Here is a 14867-nt window from a genome sequence, read left to right as displayed (position 1 = left end):
GCAGGTGGAGGCCTGGGTCGGCACCGACTATGCCTATCGCGCCACCCTGCCGCGCGCCCGGGTGGCGGAGGCCATGGCCAGGGCGGCAACCGAGATCAAGGCCACCAACTTCAAGGGCTCCGTCCCGGAACGCTGGCGGCACGAAGCCTATATGCGCATCTGGTCGGTGCTGGCGGAGGAGCAGGACCGGCGGGAGGGAAGGCCGCCGCGCAAGCGCTGAAGCGGGGGAAGCCGCGTCAGGCCGGCGCCGGCAGCGCCCGCAGCCGCGCCAGCGGTGTCGCCAGCACCACCGCGAGCGATAGGCAGAACCCGCCCGCCGCCAGCGCCATCGCCGCCTCCAGCCCCGCCATGGCCGCGACCGCGCCACCCGCCAGCGCACCCAGCGGCCGCGCGCCGAAGATCGCCGCCTGCATCGTGGCCCCCACCCGCCCGAGCAGCGCCGCCGGTGCCACCGCTTGGCGCAGGCTGGTCTGCGCCACCTGCCAGAGCATCGGCCCGAAGCCCAGCAGGAACCAGGTCAGCCCCGGCAGCAGCAGCCCCGGCAGGGCCGGCGCCGCCAGCATCGCGCCCGCCGCCACCACCGAGAGCCCCGGCCCCGCCACCAGCAGCGCCCGCGGCGCCAGGTGCCGGGTCAGCCTGCCCGCCGCCAGCGCCCCCAGCACGAGCCCGGCGCCATACCCCGCGAGCGCGGTGCCGGCGCCGGCCGCATCCAGCCCGAGGCGCGTCAGGGCGAAGGGCACGAAGACGGCGGTCAGCGCCATGAAGCTGCCGTTCCAGGCGATGGCGCAAAGCGCCACGGCGCGCAGCAACGGCTGGCGCCAGACGAAGCCGGCGCCCTCGGCGATGGCGCGGCCGACCGGCGGGCGGTTGGGCGATGAGGCCGGGGGCAGGGCCGGCAGGCCGCGCGCCGCGATCGCCGCCGCGCCCAGGGCGGCCAGCCCGGCCGCGAGCAGGGCCAGCGCCGGCTCCCCGGCCCGGGCGGCCAGCAGCCCGGCCAGGACCGGCGCGGCCAGGGTGGCCAGGGCGCGGGCCAGTTCCAGCCGGGCATTGGCGGGGACCAGGGCTTCCCCGCCGCGCGCGGCCAGGGCCGGCACCGCGGCGAAGGCGGCCAGCGCGAAGACCACCGTGCCGGCGCTGCCGAGGAAGGCCGCCAGGCCCAGTAGCGGCGTGGCGCCCCACCAGCCGGCCAGCGCCGCCAGCAGCAGGGCGAGCCCGGTCGCGCATTGGGCACGGATCATCAGGTGCCGCCGGTCGGCGCGGTCCACCAGCGCCCCGGCAGGCAGCGAGACCAGCAGCCAGGCCGCGCTCTGCGCCGCCACCAGCAGGCCGACCAGGCCAGGCCCGGCGCCGAGCGACAGGGTGGCCAGCAGCGGCAGGGCGGCGAGCGCCAATTGGTCGGCCGCATGGGCGGAGGCTGCGGCGGCGGCGAGGCGGGTGATGGGGCTCGGCATGGCGGCGCCTTTCAGGTCTGCCGCCGATGTGGCGCGGGCGGGGAAGGTGGCGCCATCCGGGCATTGCCCCGGCATGCGGGGACGGGGGCGCCGCCGGGAAATGCCCTATGCCTGCCGCACCATGGCGCGGGCGGCCACCGCCACGCCAGGCAGGCCGGCCAGCATCCGCTCGCGCTGCGTCATGGCCCCTGCTCCAGGCCGGCCCGCAACCGGCGGCCCTCCTCGCTGGCGGGGTCGATCAGCCCCTCGCGCAGGAAGAGGTCGATCAGCACCAGGTTGACGTTGAATTTCACGCGGCCGGTATCCCGCACCGTCTCCAGCACGCGCTGTGCGGGCCACAGTTCGAAGCGTTCCACCTCGTCGTCACCGGGGCGGGGCGTGACATCCTCTGGCAGGTCGAGGTCGAAGCAGTGCAGCACGTCCCGCCGCATGCCCCGCTCGGTCGCCATCACATAGGAGACGCGGCCAGTCCGGCGGGCCCGCAGGGCGAGTTCGGGGGGCAGGCTGGCTTCCTCGCCCGCCTCCTTCACCAGGGTTTCCTCGGCCGAGAGCCCGGCCGGGATGCCGCCGGCGACCAGGTTGTCGAGCTGGCCGGGCGCCACCGCCTTGTCCTTCGCCCGCCAGCCGATCCAGAGGTGCAGGCCCTCCGGCCGGCGCACCAGGCCGTTCACATGCACGCCCTGGGAGATCACGCCGAAGGCGGGCAGCGCGCCGCGGTCGAGGGCGGCGAGCACCGGCCCCTCCGCGGCCGCCCGGATATCGAAACGCTCGCCGCGCAGGCGGAAGAAGCCGCGGCCGGCGAGCGAGGCCGCCACCGTCGCCAGCGCCTCCGACCGCGCGCCGGGGCCGCGGAGCCGGCCGGCCATGGCAACGCCCGCGGCATCGAAATGGGATTCACGGGGGAAGAAGGTCAGCGCCTGCGCCAGTTCGGCCGAAAGCCAGCCCACCTGGGCCTCGGCGATGCGGAAGGGCACCAGGCCGGCGGGCGAGGGGAGGTTGTTGCAGGCATCGATATGGCGCTGGAAGGGGCTCATGCCCTTCTGTAACGCCGCCCGCACCGGCTCGGCCAGATGGCCGGTTCGGCGCCCCGGTTTGCCCGGCGGCGCTTCCGCCCCATCTTGGGGGGAACGATCTGGAGTCTTCCCGTGAGTGAATCCAAGGCGGCCGAGCGCGGCCACCTCGCTACCCTATTGACCCTCGCCCCCTGGCTCTGGCCGAAGGGGGAGCCCGGGCTGCGGGCGCGCGTCGTCATCGCGTTGCTGTTCCTGGTGGCGGCCAAGCTGGCGAATGTGCTGGTGCCGATCGCCTATGCCCGCGCCGTGGATGCGCTGGGGCCGAAGCTCGGCACCGCCGCCGGCATCGCGGCGGTGCCGGTGGCGCTGGTGCTGGCCTATGGCCTGCTGCGGGTGGCGAGCAGCGTCTTCGGCGAGTTGCGCGATGCGGTCTTCGTGCGGGTGCAGGCGCGGGCCAGCCGGCGGATCGCGCTGCAGGTCTTCCGGCACATGCATGCGCTGTCGCTGCGCTTCCACCTGGACCGGCAGACCGGCGGCCTCTCGCGCGTTATCGAGCGCGGCACGCGGGGCATCACCTTCGTGCTCGACTTCATGCTCTTCACCATCATCCCGACGATCCTCGAGATCCTGGTGGTGGCGGCGATCCTCTGGGGCATGTTCAGCTTCGCCTATGCCGCGGTGACGCTGGGGACCATCGCGATCTATATCGCCTTCACCCTGCTCTTCACGGACTGGCGGCTGCGCTTCCGGCGGGAGATGAACGCCACCGACCAGGAGGCGAATACCAAGGCGATCGACAGCCTGCTGAACTACGAGACGGTGAAGTACTTCAACAACGAGCCGCATGAGGAGCGCCGCTACGACGCCTCGCTGTCCCGCTACGAGCATGCCTATATCCGCTCCGAGGTGACACTGAACTGGCTGAACATGGGCCAGTCGGCGGTGATCGCCATCGGCCTCACCATCGTCATGCTGATGGCGGCGGGGGGGTGTCACGCGGGGCGAGATGACGGTCGGCGATTTCGTGCTGGTGAATACCTACCTCATCCAGCTCTACCTGCCGCTGAACTTCCTCGGCTTCGTCTATCGCGAGATGAAGCAGTCCCTCACCGACATGGAGGCGATGTTCAGCCTGATGCGCGAGGAGCGCGAGGTCGCGGATGCCCCCGGCGCGCCGGACCTGCCGCCGGGGCCGGGCGAGCTGGTCTTCGAGGATGTGCGCTTCGGCTACCGGCCGGACCGCGTCATCCTGAAGGGCGTCTCCTTCCGGGTGCCGCCGGGGCGGACGCTGGCCATCGTCGGGCCGACCGGGGCGGGGAAATCCACCATCTCCCGCCTGCTGTTCCGCTTCTACGACGCGACGGGCGGCCGCATCCTGGTGGATGGCGTGCCGATCGGCAGCGTGACCCAGGCCTCGCTGCGCGCTTCCATCGGCGTGGTGCCGCAGGACACCGTGCTGTTCAACGACACCATCCGCTACAACATCGCCTATGGACGGCCCGGCGCCTCGGAGGAGGAGATCGTGCAGGCGGCGAAGCTGGCGCAGGTGCACGACTTCGTGGAGCGGCTGCCGGATGGCTACCGCACCATGGTGGGGGAGCGCGGGCTGAAGCTCTCCGGCGGCGAGAAGCAGCGCGTGGCGATCGCCCGCACCATCCTGAAGAACCCGCGCATCCTGATCCTGGACGAGGCGACCAGCGCGCTGGATACCCATACCGAGCAGGAGATCCAGGCGGCGCTGCGCCAGGTCTCGGCCAACCGCACGACGCTCGTGATCGCGCATCGGCTCTCCACCGTGGTGGAGGCGGATGAGATCATCGTGCTGCGGGATGGTCGGATCGCCGAGCGTGGCAGCCATGCCGCGCTGATCGCCGAGGACGGCCTCTATGCCGAGATGTGGCGCCGCCAGTCCGAGGCGGTGGCGGCGGCCGAGGCGGCGGCGGCGGCGCAAGCGGCGGCCGGCCTCGACGCGTCGCGCAGGGCGCGGCTCGGCGAGGACGCAGCCGCCGCGCTCTGAACCGGTGTGGCGGCCGGCCTCGACGCGTCGCGCAGGGCGCGGCCCGGCGAGGATGCGGCCGCCGCGCTCTGAACCGGTGCGGCGGCTGCGTCACACCGGGCATGGAATGCCGGGCCCGGTGTGGCGGCAGGGGTTTCGCCGGGCCGCCCCACGCCCTATCTGCGCCGGGCAGGAGGAGGCAGCCGCATGCAGCTAGACCCCCAGGGCGTGGCCCCGGAAGACCTGAGCCACGCCGGCTCGGTGGTGGACAAGGCCATCGAATACATGATGGAGCAGAAGATCGCCCCGGTTTCGGTGGCCTCGGCCCTGCTCGGCGGCGCGCTCGGCCTGCTGGCCCGGACCATGGAGGACCGGGCGATCGCCGCGGTGCTGCGGAATGCCCTGGCCTCGGTCGAATCCGGGGGAATTGCGGGAAATGCGGGAGCATCTGCCGGGCGGCCAGCACCACCCCGCCGAGATGTGAGGGGCCACGCCAAGCCTTGACGCCCCGCGCCCGGCGGGGCATACGGCCCGGCTCAATCACCCAACCCGCATGCGGCGAAGCCTTGCCGCTGCGCCTGCCTTCAGGAACTGCACCATGGCCCGCCGCTGCGGCATCACCGGCAAGGGCGTGCTGACGGGAAACAACGTCAGCCACGCCAACAACAAGACGCGGCGTCGCTTCCTGCCCAATATGCAGGAGACGTCGTTCTTCTCGGACGTGCTGGCGGCCCCCGTGCGGCTGCGCCTTTCGGTGAACGGCATCCGCACCATCGAGCACAATGGCGGGCTCGATGCCTTCCTGCTCGGCACGCCGGACCGCAAGCTGCCGGTCGAGGCGATCACCCTGAAGCGCCGCATCGCCCGGGCGCAGGCGAAGAAGGCTGCAGCCGCGGCGGCCTGAGCCCATTTCTTAGGGGCTTCTTTACCTTTGATGGCTAAAGCCGGGCGTCATGCCCGGCTTTTTGCTGCCCATCCTCTCCGGCCTGCTGGCCGCCGCCATCCTGCTGCTGCCGCTGCTGCGGGCCCGGCAGGGGCGGCGCTTGGCTGAAGCCGCCGCCGCCAGCGCCCGGCGCAGTGCCGAGGCCCGCGCCCGCTGCCTCGGCCTGCTCGCCCAGGAGTTGCAGGCCCCCGGCCTCGCCCTGCTCGGCCATGCCGGCACCCTGCCGCCGCCGCAGGCCGCCGCCATCGCGGCCGAGGGCCGGCGCCTGCTGCGGCTTTCCGACGACATCGCCGAATTCCTGGCCGCCGAGGCCGGTCCGCGCAGCCTGCGGCCGGAGGCGCTGCCGCTCGCGCCCTTGCTGGAGGAGGCGATCGCCGCCACCGCCGCCCAGCTCGGCCCGGGCACCCGGCAATGGCGGCTGGCGCCCGGCCTCGCGGGCCTGACGCTGCATGCCGACCGGCGGGCGTTGCGGGGTGCGCTGCTGCAGGTGCTGGCGCGGGCGGCGCGGATGACCCGGGATGGCGACTGGATCGACCTCCGCCCCGTGCTGACCCCGGAGACGCTGGCGATCGTGGTCGAGGATGAGGGCGCCGGGCTCGGCGCCGAGGATCTCGCCGCCGCCGCCCCGGTGGTGACGGAGGCGGAACGCACGCGCGGCCTCGGCTTCGGCCTGGCGGTGGCGCGCTCGCTGCTGGAGGCGCATGGCGGTGGGCTCCGGCTGGAAGCGCTGCCCGGCGTCGGCGCCCGCGCCTGGCTGAGCCTGCCGCGGGACAGGGTGGTGGCGTAGAAAAAGGCTCAGTCGGATTTCGGTTGGGCCAGGAAGGCCGAGAGCGCTGCGGTGGCCTCATTCGGCCCGGCGGCATCCTCGGCAAGCTGCGTGTAGAATTGCGCGATGGCCTGGTAGGCGGCGCGGGCGCCGGCATCCGGGGCCACGAAATCGGCGATCTCCTCCATCTCGCCGACCCAGCGATAGGCCTTGTCATACATCGGCGGCACCATGCGGCCGAACCAGGCCAGCAATTGCGGCTGGCTCCTTTCCAATCCCCGGAACAGCCCCTCGGCGGCGCCGGCCCGGGTGGCCGCCAGCATCATGGCGGAGGAGAGCGCCACCAGCCCCTTGGTGATGCCGGCATAGGACATCTTCAGCGCCGAGGCGGCGCCGACCGGACCATCCAGGAGGCGGATATCCAGCCCGTGCCGACCCAGCACCCCAAGCCGCGCCGCCTCCGGCCCCGAGAGATAGAGGGCGGGGGTATAGCCATCCGGCCGCGGCGGGCCGCCGATGATGCCGCCATCCACGAAAGCGGCGCCGCTTCCGGCCAGGATGGCGGCGATGCGCCGCACCGTCTCCGGGCTCACCGCATTGCAACAGGCGAAGGCGGGCTTCCGTGCGGCGGCGGCGAGATGCGGCGCCAGCCGCTCCGCCAGATCAGGCGCATCGGCGGGCGGCAGGATGGAGAGGATGATCCCGGCCCCGGCGATGCCGGCGAGGTCCGTGCCCTGCATGCCGGCGGCCGCGGCGCGCTTCGTGCTGGCCGGGCTGCGGCCCTCCAGCCAGGTCAGTACGGTGACGCCGTTCTCCGTCAGGCGCCGGGCGATGCCGGCCCCCATGGCGCCCTGGGCGATGATGGCGACGACCGGCGGCATGGCGGCTTCCTTCTCCGGGAGGCACAGGTATCGCAGATACCGCCGGGTTTGACAGCCGGGCTGCCTCCGGGCCGAGATGCCGGCCAGATGGAGGCCGCCCATGGACACGCTGACCCTCGCCGTCGTCTCCCGCAACTACTTCAACCTGCCGGCCTGGATCGCTCTCCATGCCGGGCTGTTCGAGGCCGAGGGGCTGGCGGTGCGGATCGACCATATCGAGGGCATCGAGGAGGTGAACGAACGGCTCCGCGATGGCCGCGCGGAGCTTGCCTATGGCGTGACCGAGCATGTGATCCTGGATGCCGAGCAGGGCGGGCGCCAGGTCATCATCGGCGGCAATGTGAACCGGCTGCCCTTCTCGCTGATCGCCCGGGCCGGAATCGGCAGCCTGGCGGGGCTGCGCGGCAAGCGGATCGGCGTGTCCTCGATCCGCGCCGGCAGTTCCTCGCTCATCATGAAGCTGCTGGCGGCGGAGGGGCTGCATTGGCCCGGCGACTACGAGCTGGTGCCCTGCGGCCCGATCCTGGCGCGGTGGGAGCTGCTGCGCTCCGGCGGCATCGATGCCGGGTTGCAGGGGGCGCCGCTGGACCGGATCGCGCTGGACCAGGGCTTCGTCTCCCTCTGCGAACCGCGCCAGGATTTCCAGTTCACCAGCCTGGATGTGGATGCGGATTGGGCGGCGGCGAATCGCGGCCTGCTGCTGCGCTTCTGCCGCGCCTTCCTGCGGGCGCATGAATGGTTCTACCGGAACCGGGAGGGCGCCAATGCCATCGCCATGCGGGAGGCGGGCATCGAGGAACGCTACGCCAACCTTGCCTGGCAGGACTACACACGGGCAGGAATCTTCCCGCGCGACGGCGAGGCCAGCGCCGCCGGGGTGCAGGCGCTGATCGAGACCAGCGCCTTGATCCGCGCACTCCCCTCGCGCGCGCGGACCCATGCGGAAGACTATATCGACCGCGGCTTCCTGGCCGAGGCGCGGGCCTCGCTATGAGCATCGACTATGGCGACCGTGCCCGGCTCGGCCTGCTGGTGCCCTCCGGCAACAGCGTGGCGGAGCCGGAGATCCGGGCCATGCTGCCGCAGGGCGTCACGGCGCTGGTGACCCGGCTGGAATTGCGCGGCAGTTCCGAGGCCGAGTTGCTCGGCATGCTGGCGGCGCTGGAGCCGGCCGCGCGGCTGCTGGCGGATGCGCGGGTGGCGCGCATCGTCTTCCACTGCACCGCGGTCTCCACCTTCGCGCCGCATCTGGCCGGCGAGATCCGGGCGCGGATCGAGGCCGCCACCGGCCTGCCCGCCCTGGCTACAGCGGATGCCATCCTCGCCGCGCTGGCCGTGCTCAGGGCCCGCCGCGTGCTGCTGGTGACGCCCTATATCGCCCCGGTGCATGCCCGCGAGGTGGATTTCCTGGCCGCGCATGGCGTGGCGGTGGCGGGCGGGGAGGGGCTCGGCATCGATAGCAATGCCGAGATGGCGCGGCTGCCGCCCGCCACCATCCGCGACCAGGCGCTGCGGGCCGCCGCGGCGGCGCCGGGGGCGGAGGCCTGCTTCATCAGTTGCACCGCCATCCGTTCCGCCGAGCTGATCGAGGGGCTGGAGGCGGCGCTGGGCATGCCGGTGCTGACCAGCAACCAGGCCATAGCCTGGCATGCGCTCCGCCAATGCGGCATCGGCGATGCGGTGCCGGGCTTCGGCCGGCTTCTCACCCTGCCGGGCTGAGGCCTGGGAGAGGGCGATTCACGCCCCAGCCTGTTCCAGTCCGGGCCGATCGCGCTCTATCATCGCTACCGAAACGGAGGAAACCACATGACCCAGCTTACCCGCCGCGGCCTCGGCGCCGCAGCCTTCCTCGGCGGCATCGCCCCCGGCCTGCTGCGCGCCCAGGGGCGCACCGTGCTGCGGATCGGCTGGACCAGCGGCGACGGGGCGCAGGATCCCTATGCCGTCGGCGCGCGGGAGTTCAAGAAGGCGCTGGAGAAGCGCGTCGGCGAACGGGTGGATGTGCAGCTCTACCCCAACCGCGCCATTGGCGATGAGCGGCCGCTGCTGGACGGGATGCGGCTCGGCACGGTGGATATGGGCGTCATCACCAATGCGGTGATCGCGCAGATCGAGCCGGCCTTCCAGGTGAACGACATGCCCTTCCTGTTCAGCAGCGAGGCGCAGGGCCATCGCGTGCTGGACGGGCCGGTGGGCGCGCAATTGAAGCAGCGGCTGGAGACGCGGGGCGTGATCCCGCTCGGCTACATGGAAGGCGGCTTCCGCCACATGATCAACAATGTCCGGCCGATCGCCAAGCCGGAGGATCTGCGCGGCATCAAGTTCCGCGTGCTGCAGAGCCCGGTCTATATCGAGATGTATCGCGCGCTCGGCGGCAATGCGGTGCCGATGGCCTGGGGCGAGACCTTCACCGCCGTGCAGCAGGGCGCGATCGACGGGCTGGAGATCCCGCTCGGCGTCATCGACCAGAACAAATACTACGAGGTGACGAAGTACCTGTCGCTGACCGGGCATATCTATTCGATGATCGGGCTGCTGATCTCGAAGCGCAGCTTCGACCGGCTGCCGGCCGAGCTGAAGACCGCGGTCACGGAAGCCGCGGCGGAAGCCACGCCGGTGCAGCGCGCCGAGAATGCCCGGAACGCCGCCGAGATCGCCCGCGGCCTGGCGGGCAAGGGCATGCAGGTGAACGAGGTACCGGACAAGACCGCCTTCCGCCGCGCCGTGCTGCCCATGTATGAGAGCTTCCGCGGCCAGATCGGCGCCGAGATCATCCGCGACGCGCTCGCCGCGGTGCAGTAGTGGCGCGACTGCTGGGCGCCGTGGCCGGCGCGGCGGCGGCGCTGACGCGGGCCAGCATCGTGGTCGCCGCCGCGCTGATGCTGCTGGCCATCACCTACCAGGTGGTGATGCGCTACGTCTTCGGCGCCACGCCCTCCTGGAGCGAGGAGCTGGCGGTGCTGCTGTTCAGTTGGTCCGTGCTGGGCGGGCTGGCGCTCGGGGTGCGGGAGGGCTGGCATGTGCGGCTCACCCTGCTGCCGGATGCGCTGCCGGCCCGGGCGCGCCTCTGGACCGAGCGCGCGACGGATGCGGTGACGGCGGCGCTCGGGTTGTTCCTGGCCTGGTCGGGCTGGCGCTTTCTCGACATCACCTCGGGCTCCGTCTCCGCGGCGGCGGGTTATCCGATCGAGATCCTGAATGCGCTGGCGCCGATCAGCGGCGCGCTGATGGCGCTGTTCGCGCTGGAGCGCGTGCTGCGGCCGGGTGGCGCGCTGGAAAGCCCGGCCGCATGACGCCGATCTCCTGGTGCCTCACCGCGGGTTTCGCGGGGCTGGTGCTGCTGGGCTTCCCCTTCGCCATCGCCATTGCGCTGGCGGTCACGGCGGCGCTGGTGCTGGCGGATATCGAGCCGGCCTTCCTGGCGCAATCCGTCATCAGCGGCAGCCAGCAATTCAGCCTGCTGGCCATTCCCCTCTTCATGCTGGCGGGCGAGCTGATGACCGCCGGCGGGCTGTCGCAGCGGCTGGTGGACCTGGCCGGCACGCTGGTGCGGCACCGCACCGGCGGGCTGGCGATGGTGGCGGTACTGGCGGCGCTGGTCTTCTCGGCGATTTCCGGCTCGGCGCCGGCCACCACGGCGGCGATCGGCAGCATCCTGATCCCGGCGATGGTGCGGGCGGGCTATTCCGCCGCCTTCGCGGCCTCCATCGCGGTCAGTGCCGGCGTGCTCGGGCCGCTGATCCCGCCCTCCATCGCCTTCGTCATCTGGGGGATCATCGCGGAGCAGTCGATCGGCCGGCTGTTCCTCTCCGGCGTCGTGCCGGGAATAACCTTGGCGGCGGGGCTGCTGGCGCTGTGCTGGGTGCATGCGCGGAGGGCCGGCGTGCCGCGCCTGCCGCGCGCCAACCTGGCCGAGACCTGGCAGGCCTTCCATCGCAGCAAATGGGCGCTGGCCTCGCCGGCGGTGGTGCTGGGCGGCATCTATGGTGGCATCTTCACGCCGACCGAGGCTGCCGCCATCTCCTGCGTCTATGCGCTGCTGGTCGGGCTTTTCGTGGAGCGGCAATTGTCGCTGCCGGCCTTGCCGGAGATCTTCAGCCGCGCGATGCAGACCAGCGCCATCGTCTGCGCCATCATCGCGGTCTCGACCGGCTTCGGCATCCTGGTGGCGCAGGAGCAGATCGCCCCGCGCTTCGCCCATTGGATGGCCGATAACGTCAGCGAGCGCTGGCTGGCGCTGGCCGCGCTCAACATCGCCTTCTTCCTGCTGGCGGCAGTGATGGACGAGATCGCCATCATGGTGATCCTGGGGCCGATGCTGATCGCCATCGCCAACCGCTTCGGCGTGGACCCCATCCATTTCGGCGCCATCATCGTGACCAATGTGGCGATCGGCATGGCGGCGCCGCCGATCGGCTATTGCCTCTTCATCGGCATGGCGATCAGCCGGCTGACGCTCGGCCAGATCAGCCGCGCCATCTGGCCGCAGATCCTGCTGATGCTGGCGGTGCTGTTCCTCACCACCTACATCCCGGGTTTCGCGCTGCTGCTGCAACCCGCCGGGAGATGACGATGCCACTCTTCGACCCCGCCGATTTCCGCATCCCGCCCGGCATCACCCATGTCTGCGCCGGCGGCGAGACGCCCTTCCTCCGCCGCCACGACGCGGCGCTGCTGCGATACGCGCAGGACAAGAGCGGCGGCCCCCCCGGCCGCGACGCGCAGGATGCGGTGGTGCTGAGGGCGCGCGACCGGGTGGCGACGGCCTGGGGCGTGGCCCGGGCCGATATCGGCTTCTGCGCCCATGTGGCGGAGGGCGTCTCGCTGGTGGTGGAGAGCCTGGACTGGCAGCCGGGCGACAACATCGTGGTGGACCCGGACGAGTATCCCTCCGTCGTCGCGCCGCTCGCCCTGCAACGGCATCCGAAGGTGGAACTGCGCTTCGCCAGGATCGGCGATGCGGCGGCGGTGGCCGCGCAGGTGGATGCGCGGACCCGGATGATCGGCGTCAGCGCCGTCTCCTTCCTCACCGGGGAGCGGCACGACCTGGCGGCGCTGCGGCGGGTGGCGGACCAGGTGGGCGCGCTGCTGGTGGTGGATTACACCCAGGCGGCGGGCTATCTGGAGATCCGGCCGGATGTCGCGGATTTCGCCTTCGCCGCCTGCTACAAATGGCTGCTCGGCATGACCGGCACCGCCATCGCCTATTGGAACCGGGCGCGGCAGCCGGGCTGGATGCCCGGCACCGCGGGATGGCACAGCATCGCCTCCATGGGCCGGCCGGACTATGCAGGCGATCTGGCGCTGGTGCCGGATGCGATGCGCTTTGCCAGAGGCAATCCGGCGCATGCATCGCTCTATGTGCTGGACTCGGCGCTGGACTACCTGGCGGGGTTCGCGCCGGCGGCGGTGCAGGCGCATGTGCAGGGCCTGACCACGGCGCTGCTGGCGCGGCTCGATGAGGCCGGCATCGCCAGCACCACGCCGGCGGCGCCGGCGCGGCATGGGGCGAGCGTCTGCATCGCCTCGCCTGATGCCGCCGCCATCACCCGCGCGCTGTTCGAGCGCGGCGTCTATGCCTGGAACGGCCGCGGCCGCATCCGCTTCAGCTTCCACGGCTTCAACACAGCCGCGGATGTGGAGCGGATCATGGCGGCGCTGCGGGAGGAGTGGCGGGGTTAGGAGATTTCCGCCCGCACGATCCGCGCGCCTTCCACCATCGCCCGCATCTTGCCGAAGGCGACCTCGCGCGGCAGGTATTTCATGCCGCAATCCGGCGCCACGATCACCTTCTCCGGCGCAACATGCGGCAGCGCCCGGCGGATGCGCGCCGCCACCACCTCCGGCGTCTCCACCTGCATGTCGGACAGGTCGATGACGCCGAGGATGATGGTCTTGCCGCGCAGCGTCTCCAGCACCGCGGTGTCGAGCCTGGACTGCGCCGTCTCGATCGAGATCTGCTGCACCTTGCAGCCGCAGAGTTCCGGCAGGAAGGAATAGCCCGAGGGCCTGGCATGGATGATGGCGGCATAGCCGAAGCAGATATGCACGGCGGTGCGGCCCTCGATGCCTTCCAGCGCCCGCTCCAGCGCCGCCAGCCCGTATTGCCGCGCCTTCTCCGGCCGCGCCTGCATATAGGGCTCGTCCACCTGCACCACATCGGCGCCGGCGGCGAAGAGGTCGCGGATCTCCGCATTCACGGCGGCGGCATAGTCCTGCGCCAGTTCGGCCTCGTCGGCGTAGAAGTCGTTCTGCGCCTGCTGCGCCATGGTGAAGGGGCCGGGCACGGTGATCTTGATCTGGCGGTCGGTATGGGCGCGGAGGAACTGCACGTCCCGCACCTCCACCGCATGGCGCCGGCGGATGCGGCCGACCACGCGCGGCACCGGGTTGGGGTGACCGCTGCGGTCGAGCGCCATGCCGGGATTGTCGATATCCACCCCTTGCAGCGCGGTGGCGAAGCGGTTGGAATAGCTCTCGCGCCGCATCTCGCCATCGGTGATGATGTCGAGCCCGGCTTCCTCCTGCGCGCGGATCGCCAGCAGGGTGGCGTCGTCCTGCGCCTGGCCGAGATATTCGGGCGCGACCCGCCACAGCTCCCGCGCCCGGACGCGCGGCGGGAAGCGGCCGGCGAGCCGCTCCCGATCGATCAGCCAGTCCGGCTGCGGATAGGAGCCGACCAGCGAAGTCGGCAGCAGGGTCTCGGCCATGGGGGGGTCCTCCCTTTGCATTGCCGATCTCTATAGGCTGCCCGCCCCGGTAGCCGGAAGGCCGGCGCGCATTTATGCTCCCGCCAAACAGCCGGGACGCGGAGGGGATGGATATGCGGCCGAATGACGGCGGATGGACACGCCGGGGCGCGCTCGGTGCCGCGGCCGGGCTGCTGGCGGCACCGCGCCTGGCCCGCGCCGCCTTCCCGGACCGGCCGGTGCGGCTGATCGTGCCCTATGGCGGCGGCGGGCAGACCGATATCGTCTCGCGCCTCACCGCTGAGGCCATGGCGCAGCGCCTTGGCCAGCCGGTGCTGGTGGACAACCGCCCCGGCGGTGCCGGCAACCTGGCGGCGGAACTGCTCGCCCGCTCGCCGGCCGATGGCTACACCATGAGTGTCGCCACCATGGGGACGAATAGCGGGCTGAACGCGCTGCTCTATCGCAGCGTCGGCTATGATTGGGAGCGGGATTTCGCGCCCATCGGCATGTTCTGCTCCACCGCCTGCGTGCTGCTGGTGCATACCTCCATCCCCGGGCGCGACCTGCCGGAACTGCTGGACTGGATCCGCGCCAATCCCGGACGCTTCACCTTCGCCTCCGCCGGGGTCGGCGCCATCACGCATCTGGCGATGGAGTTGCTGGGCTCGCGGCTTGGGCTGGAGATGGTGCATGTGCCCTACCGGCAGAGCACCCAGGCGATGACCGACCTGCTTTCGGGCCGCGTGCATTCCCGCTGCCTCGGCCTGCCGGAGGGCGATACGGTGCGCAGCGTGGCCAGCATCCGGCCGATGGCGGTGACGACCACGCAGCGCAGCCCGCTCTGGCCCGGCGTTCCGGCCATGGCGGAGACGGTGCCGGACTACGAGGCTTCCAGCTATTTCGGTCTCTCCGTGCCGGCGCGCACGCCGCCCGAGGTGGTGGCGCGGCTGAACGGCGCCTTGCAGGCGGCGCTGCAGGATGAGCGGGTGCGCGCCGCCTATGCCCGGGTCGGCGCCGACCCGGCGGAGCCGCACGCGCCGGAATGGTTCGGCGCCCGCGCGCGGGCGGATGCGGCGAAATGGTCGCCGCTGATCCGCGCCCTCAAGCTGACCGCGGAATAGGAGG

16 protein-coding genes and 1 pseudogene are annotated in these 14867 nt (G+C 71.9%); 13 read left to right on the top strand and 4 right to left on the bottom strand.

Annotation, left to right across the window (positions count from 1 at the left end; translation table 11 throughout):
• Positions 1-4: 4 nt before the first annotated feature.
• Positions 5-220: a hypothetical protein gene (locus tag KSF81_RS23250; RefSeq protein WP_217380982.1), complete on the top strand. Its 216-nt coding sequence runs from the start codon at positions 5-7 to the stop codon at positions 218-220.
• 16 nt (positions 221-236) lie between these two features.
• Here KSF81_RS23250 and KSF81_RS23245 read toward each other — a convergent pair whose 3' ends face one another.
• Both KSF81_RS23245 and KSF81_RS23240 read right to left on the bottom strand, forming a co-directional pair.
• Positions 237-1451 carry an MFS transporter gene (locus tag KSF81_RS23245; RefSeq protein WP_217380981.1) on the bottom strand — a complete coding sequence of 405 codons (1215 nt, stop codon included), beginning with the start codon at positions 1449-1451 and terminating at the stop codon, positions 237-239.
• Positions 1452-1630: 179 nt separating this feature from the next.
• Positions 1631-2485: an NUDIX hydrolase family protein gene (locus KSF81_RS23240; protein ID WP_217380980.1), complete on the bottom strand. Its 855-nt coding sequence runs from the start codon at positions 2483-2485 to the stop codon at positions 1631-1633.
• Between the two features lie 36 nt (positions 2486-2521).
• On the opposite strand from KSF81_RS23240, the pseudogene KSF81_RS31665 reads away from it, so the two are divergent.
• The 5 genes and pseudogenes from KSF81_RS31665 to KSF81_RS23220 form a co-directional block, all read left to right on the top strand.
• Positions 2522-3391, top strand: a pseudogene (locus KSF81_RS31665) (ABC transporter transmembrane domain-containing protein); the annotation flags it as partial.
• A 79-nt stretch (positions 3392-3470) separates the two neighbouring features.
• Complete coding sequence (locus tag KSF81_RS31660) at positions 3471-4481, top strand: ATP-binding cassette domain-containing protein (protein WP_309139657.1); 1011 nt, start codon at positions 3471-3473, stop codon at positions 4479-4481.
• Between the two features lie 186 nt (positions 4482-4667).
• Complete coding sequence (locus KSF81_RS23230; RefSeq protein WP_217380979.1) at positions 4668-4964, top strand: hypothetical protein; 297 nt, start codon at positions 4668-4670, stop codon at positions 4962-4964.
• Positions 4965-5058: 94 nt separating this feature from the next.
• Positions 5059-5364 carry a 50S ribosomal protein L28 gene (gene rpmB, locus KSF81_RS23225; protein WP_217380978.1) on the top strand — a complete coding sequence of 102 codons (306 nt, stop codon included), beginning with the start codon at positions 5059-5061 and terminating at the stop codon, positions 5362-5364.
• Between the two features lie 49 nt (positions 5365-5413).
• The gene (locus tag KSF81_RS23220; protein ID WP_217380977.1) at positions 5414-6190 is read left to right on the top strand and encodes a sensor histidine kinase KdpD; all 777 of its coding nucleotides are present in this window, start codon (positions 5414-5416) and stop codon (positions 6188-6190) included.
• 8 nt (positions 6191-6198) lie between these two features.
• Here KSF81_RS23220 and KSF81_RS23215 read toward each other — a convergent pair whose 3' ends face one another.
• Positions 6199-7050, bottom strand: coding sequence for an NAD(P)-dependent oxidoreductase (locus KSF81_RS23215; protein ID WP_217380976.1), 852 nt, complete (start codon positions 7048-7050; stop codon positions 6199-6201).
• Positions 7051-7150: 100 nt separating this feature from the next.
• On the opposite strand from KSF81_RS23215, the gene KSF81_RS23210 reads away from it, so the two are divergent.
• From KSF81_RS23210 to KSF81_RS23185, 6 genes are all read left to right on the top strand, one after another.
• A complete protein-coding gene (locus KSF81_RS23210; RefSeq protein WP_217380975.1) occupies positions 7151-8044 on the top strand; it encodes an ABC transporter substrate-binding protein in 894 nt (297 codons plus the stop codon).
• Positions 8041-8769 carry an aspartate/glutamate racemase family protein gene (locus KSF81_RS23205; protein WP_217380974.1) on the top strand — a complete coding sequence of 243 codons (729 nt, stop codon included), beginning with the start codon at positions 8041-8043 and terminating at the stop codon, positions 8767-8769. The genes KSF81_RS23210 and KSF81_RS23205 overlap by 4 nt, the downstream gene beginning before the upstream one ends.
• Before the next feature lie 87 nt (positions 8770-8856).
• Positions 8857-9852, top strand: a complete 996-nt coding sequence (locus tag KSF81_RS23200; RefSeq protein WP_217380973.1) for a TRAP transporter substrate-binding protein — start codon at positions 8857-8859, stop codon at positions 9850-9852.
• A complete protein-coding gene (locus KSF81_RS23195; protein ID WP_217380972.1) occupies positions 9852-10343 on the top strand; it encodes a TRAP transporter small permease in 492 nt (163 codons plus the stop codon). Before KSF81_RS23200 ends, KSF81_RS23195 begins: the two co-directional genes overlap by 1 nt.
• The gene (locus KSF81_RS23190) at positions 10340-11620 is read left to right on the top strand and encodes a TRAP transporter large permease (protein ID WP_217380971.1); all 1281 of its coding nucleotides are present in this window, start codon (positions 10340-10342) and stop codon (positions 11618-11620) included. The genes KSF81_RS23195 and KSF81_RS23190 overlap by 4 nt, the downstream gene beginning before the upstream one ends.
• Positions 11621-11622: 2 nt before the next feature.
• Entirely contained in the window at positions 11623-12732 is a 1110-nt protein-coding gene (locus KSF81_RS23185) for an aminotransferase class V-fold PLP-dependent enzyme (RefSeq protein ID WP_217380970.1), read from the top strand.
• Here the strand turns inward: KSF81_RS23185 and KSF81_RS23180 are convergent.
• On the bottom strand, positions 12729-13760 hold the full coding sequence (locus KSF81_RS23180; RefSeq protein WP_217380969.1) for a uroporphyrinogen decarboxylase family protein: 1032 nt from the start codon (positions 13758-13760) through the stop codon (positions 12729-12731). The two genes, KSF81_RS23185 and KSF81_RS23180, sit on opposite strands and share 4 nt — an antisense overlap.
• 113 nt (positions 13761-13873) lie before the next feature.
• Between KSF81_RS23180 and KSF81_RS23175 the strand changes: the two genes are divergently transcribed.
• Positions 13874-14863 carry a tripartite tricarboxylate transporter substrate binding protein gene (locus KSF81_RS23175; protein ID WP_217380968.1) on the top strand — a complete coding sequence of 330 codons (990 nt, stop codon included), beginning with the start codon at positions 13874-13876 and terminating at the stop codon, positions 14861-14863.
• Positions 14864-14867 lie beyond the last annotated feature (4 nt).

Origin of the sequence: Siccirubricoccus sp. G192, from assembly GCF_019084075.1 — a bacterium.
In the GTDB taxonomy this organism is placed as follows: Bacteria; Pseudomonadota; Alphaproteobacteria; order Acetobacterales; family Acetobacteraceae; genus G192.
This window is presented reverse-complemented; position numbering and strand designations above follow the sequence as displayed.

What these genes read in the sequence shown, in the direction of transcription:
- KSF81_RS23245 (WP_217380981.1), bottom strand. Translation starts at nt 1,451, where the DNA reads ATGCCGAGCCCCATCACCCGCCTCGCCGCCGCCGCAGCCTCCGCCCAT.
- KSF81_RS23240 (WP_217380980.1), bottom strand. Translation starts at nt 2,485, where the DNA reads ATGAGCCCCTTCCAGCGCCATATCGATGCCTGCAACAACCTCCCCTCG.
- KSF81_RS31660 (WP_309139657.1), top strand. Translation starts at nt 3,471, where the DNA reads ATGACGGTCGGCGATTTCGTGCTGGTGAATACCTACCTCATCCAGCTC.
- KSF81_RS23230 (WP_217380979.1), top strand. Translation starts at nt 4,668, where the DNA reads ATGCAGCTAGACCCCCAGGGCGTGGCCCCGGAAGACCTGAGCCACGCC.
- rpmB (WP_217380978.1), top strand. Translation starts at nt 5,059, where the DNA reads ATGGCCCGCCGCTGCGGCATCACCGGCAAGGGCGTGCTGACGGGAAAC.
- KSF81_RS23220 (WP_217380977.1), top strand. Translation starts at nt 5,414, where the DNA reads ATGCCCGGCTTTTTGCTGCCCATCCTCTCCGGCCTGCTGGCCGCCGCC.
- KSF81_RS23215 (WP_217380976.1), bottom strand. Translation starts at nt 7,050, where the DNA reads ATGCCGCCGGTCGTCGCCATCATCGCCCAGGGCGCCATGGGGGCCGGC.
- KSF81_RS23210 (WP_217380975.1), top strand. Translation starts at nt 7,151, where the DNA reads ATGGACACGCTGACCCTCGCCGTCGTCTCCCGCAACTACTTCAACCTG.
- KSF81_RS23205 (WP_217380974.1), top strand. Translation starts at nt 8,041, where the DNA reads ATGAGCATCGACTATGGCGACCGTGCCCGGCTCGGCCTGCTGGTGCCC.
- KSF81_RS23200 (WP_217380973.1), top strand. Translation starts at nt 8,857, where the DNA reads ATGACCCAGCTTACCCGCCGCGGCCTCGGCGCCGCAGCCTTCCTCGGC.
- KSF81_RS23190 (WP_217380971.1), top strand. Translation starts at nt 10,340, where the DNA reads ATGACGCCGATCTCCTGGTGCCTCACCGCGGGTTTCGCGGGGCTGGTG.
- KSF81_RS23185 (WP_217380970.1), top strand. Translation starts at nt 11,623, where the DNA reads ATGCCACTCTTCGACCCCGCCGATTTCCGCATCCCGCCCGGCATCACC.
- KSF81_RS23180 (WP_217380969.1), bottom strand. Translation starts at nt 13,760, where the DNA reads ATGGCCGAGACCCTGCTGCCGACTTCGCTGGTCGGCTCCTATCCGCAG.
- KSF81_RS23175 (WP_217380968.1), top strand. Translation starts at nt 13,874, where the DNA reads ATGCGGCCGAATGACGGCGGATGGACACGCCGGGGCGCGCTCGGTGCC.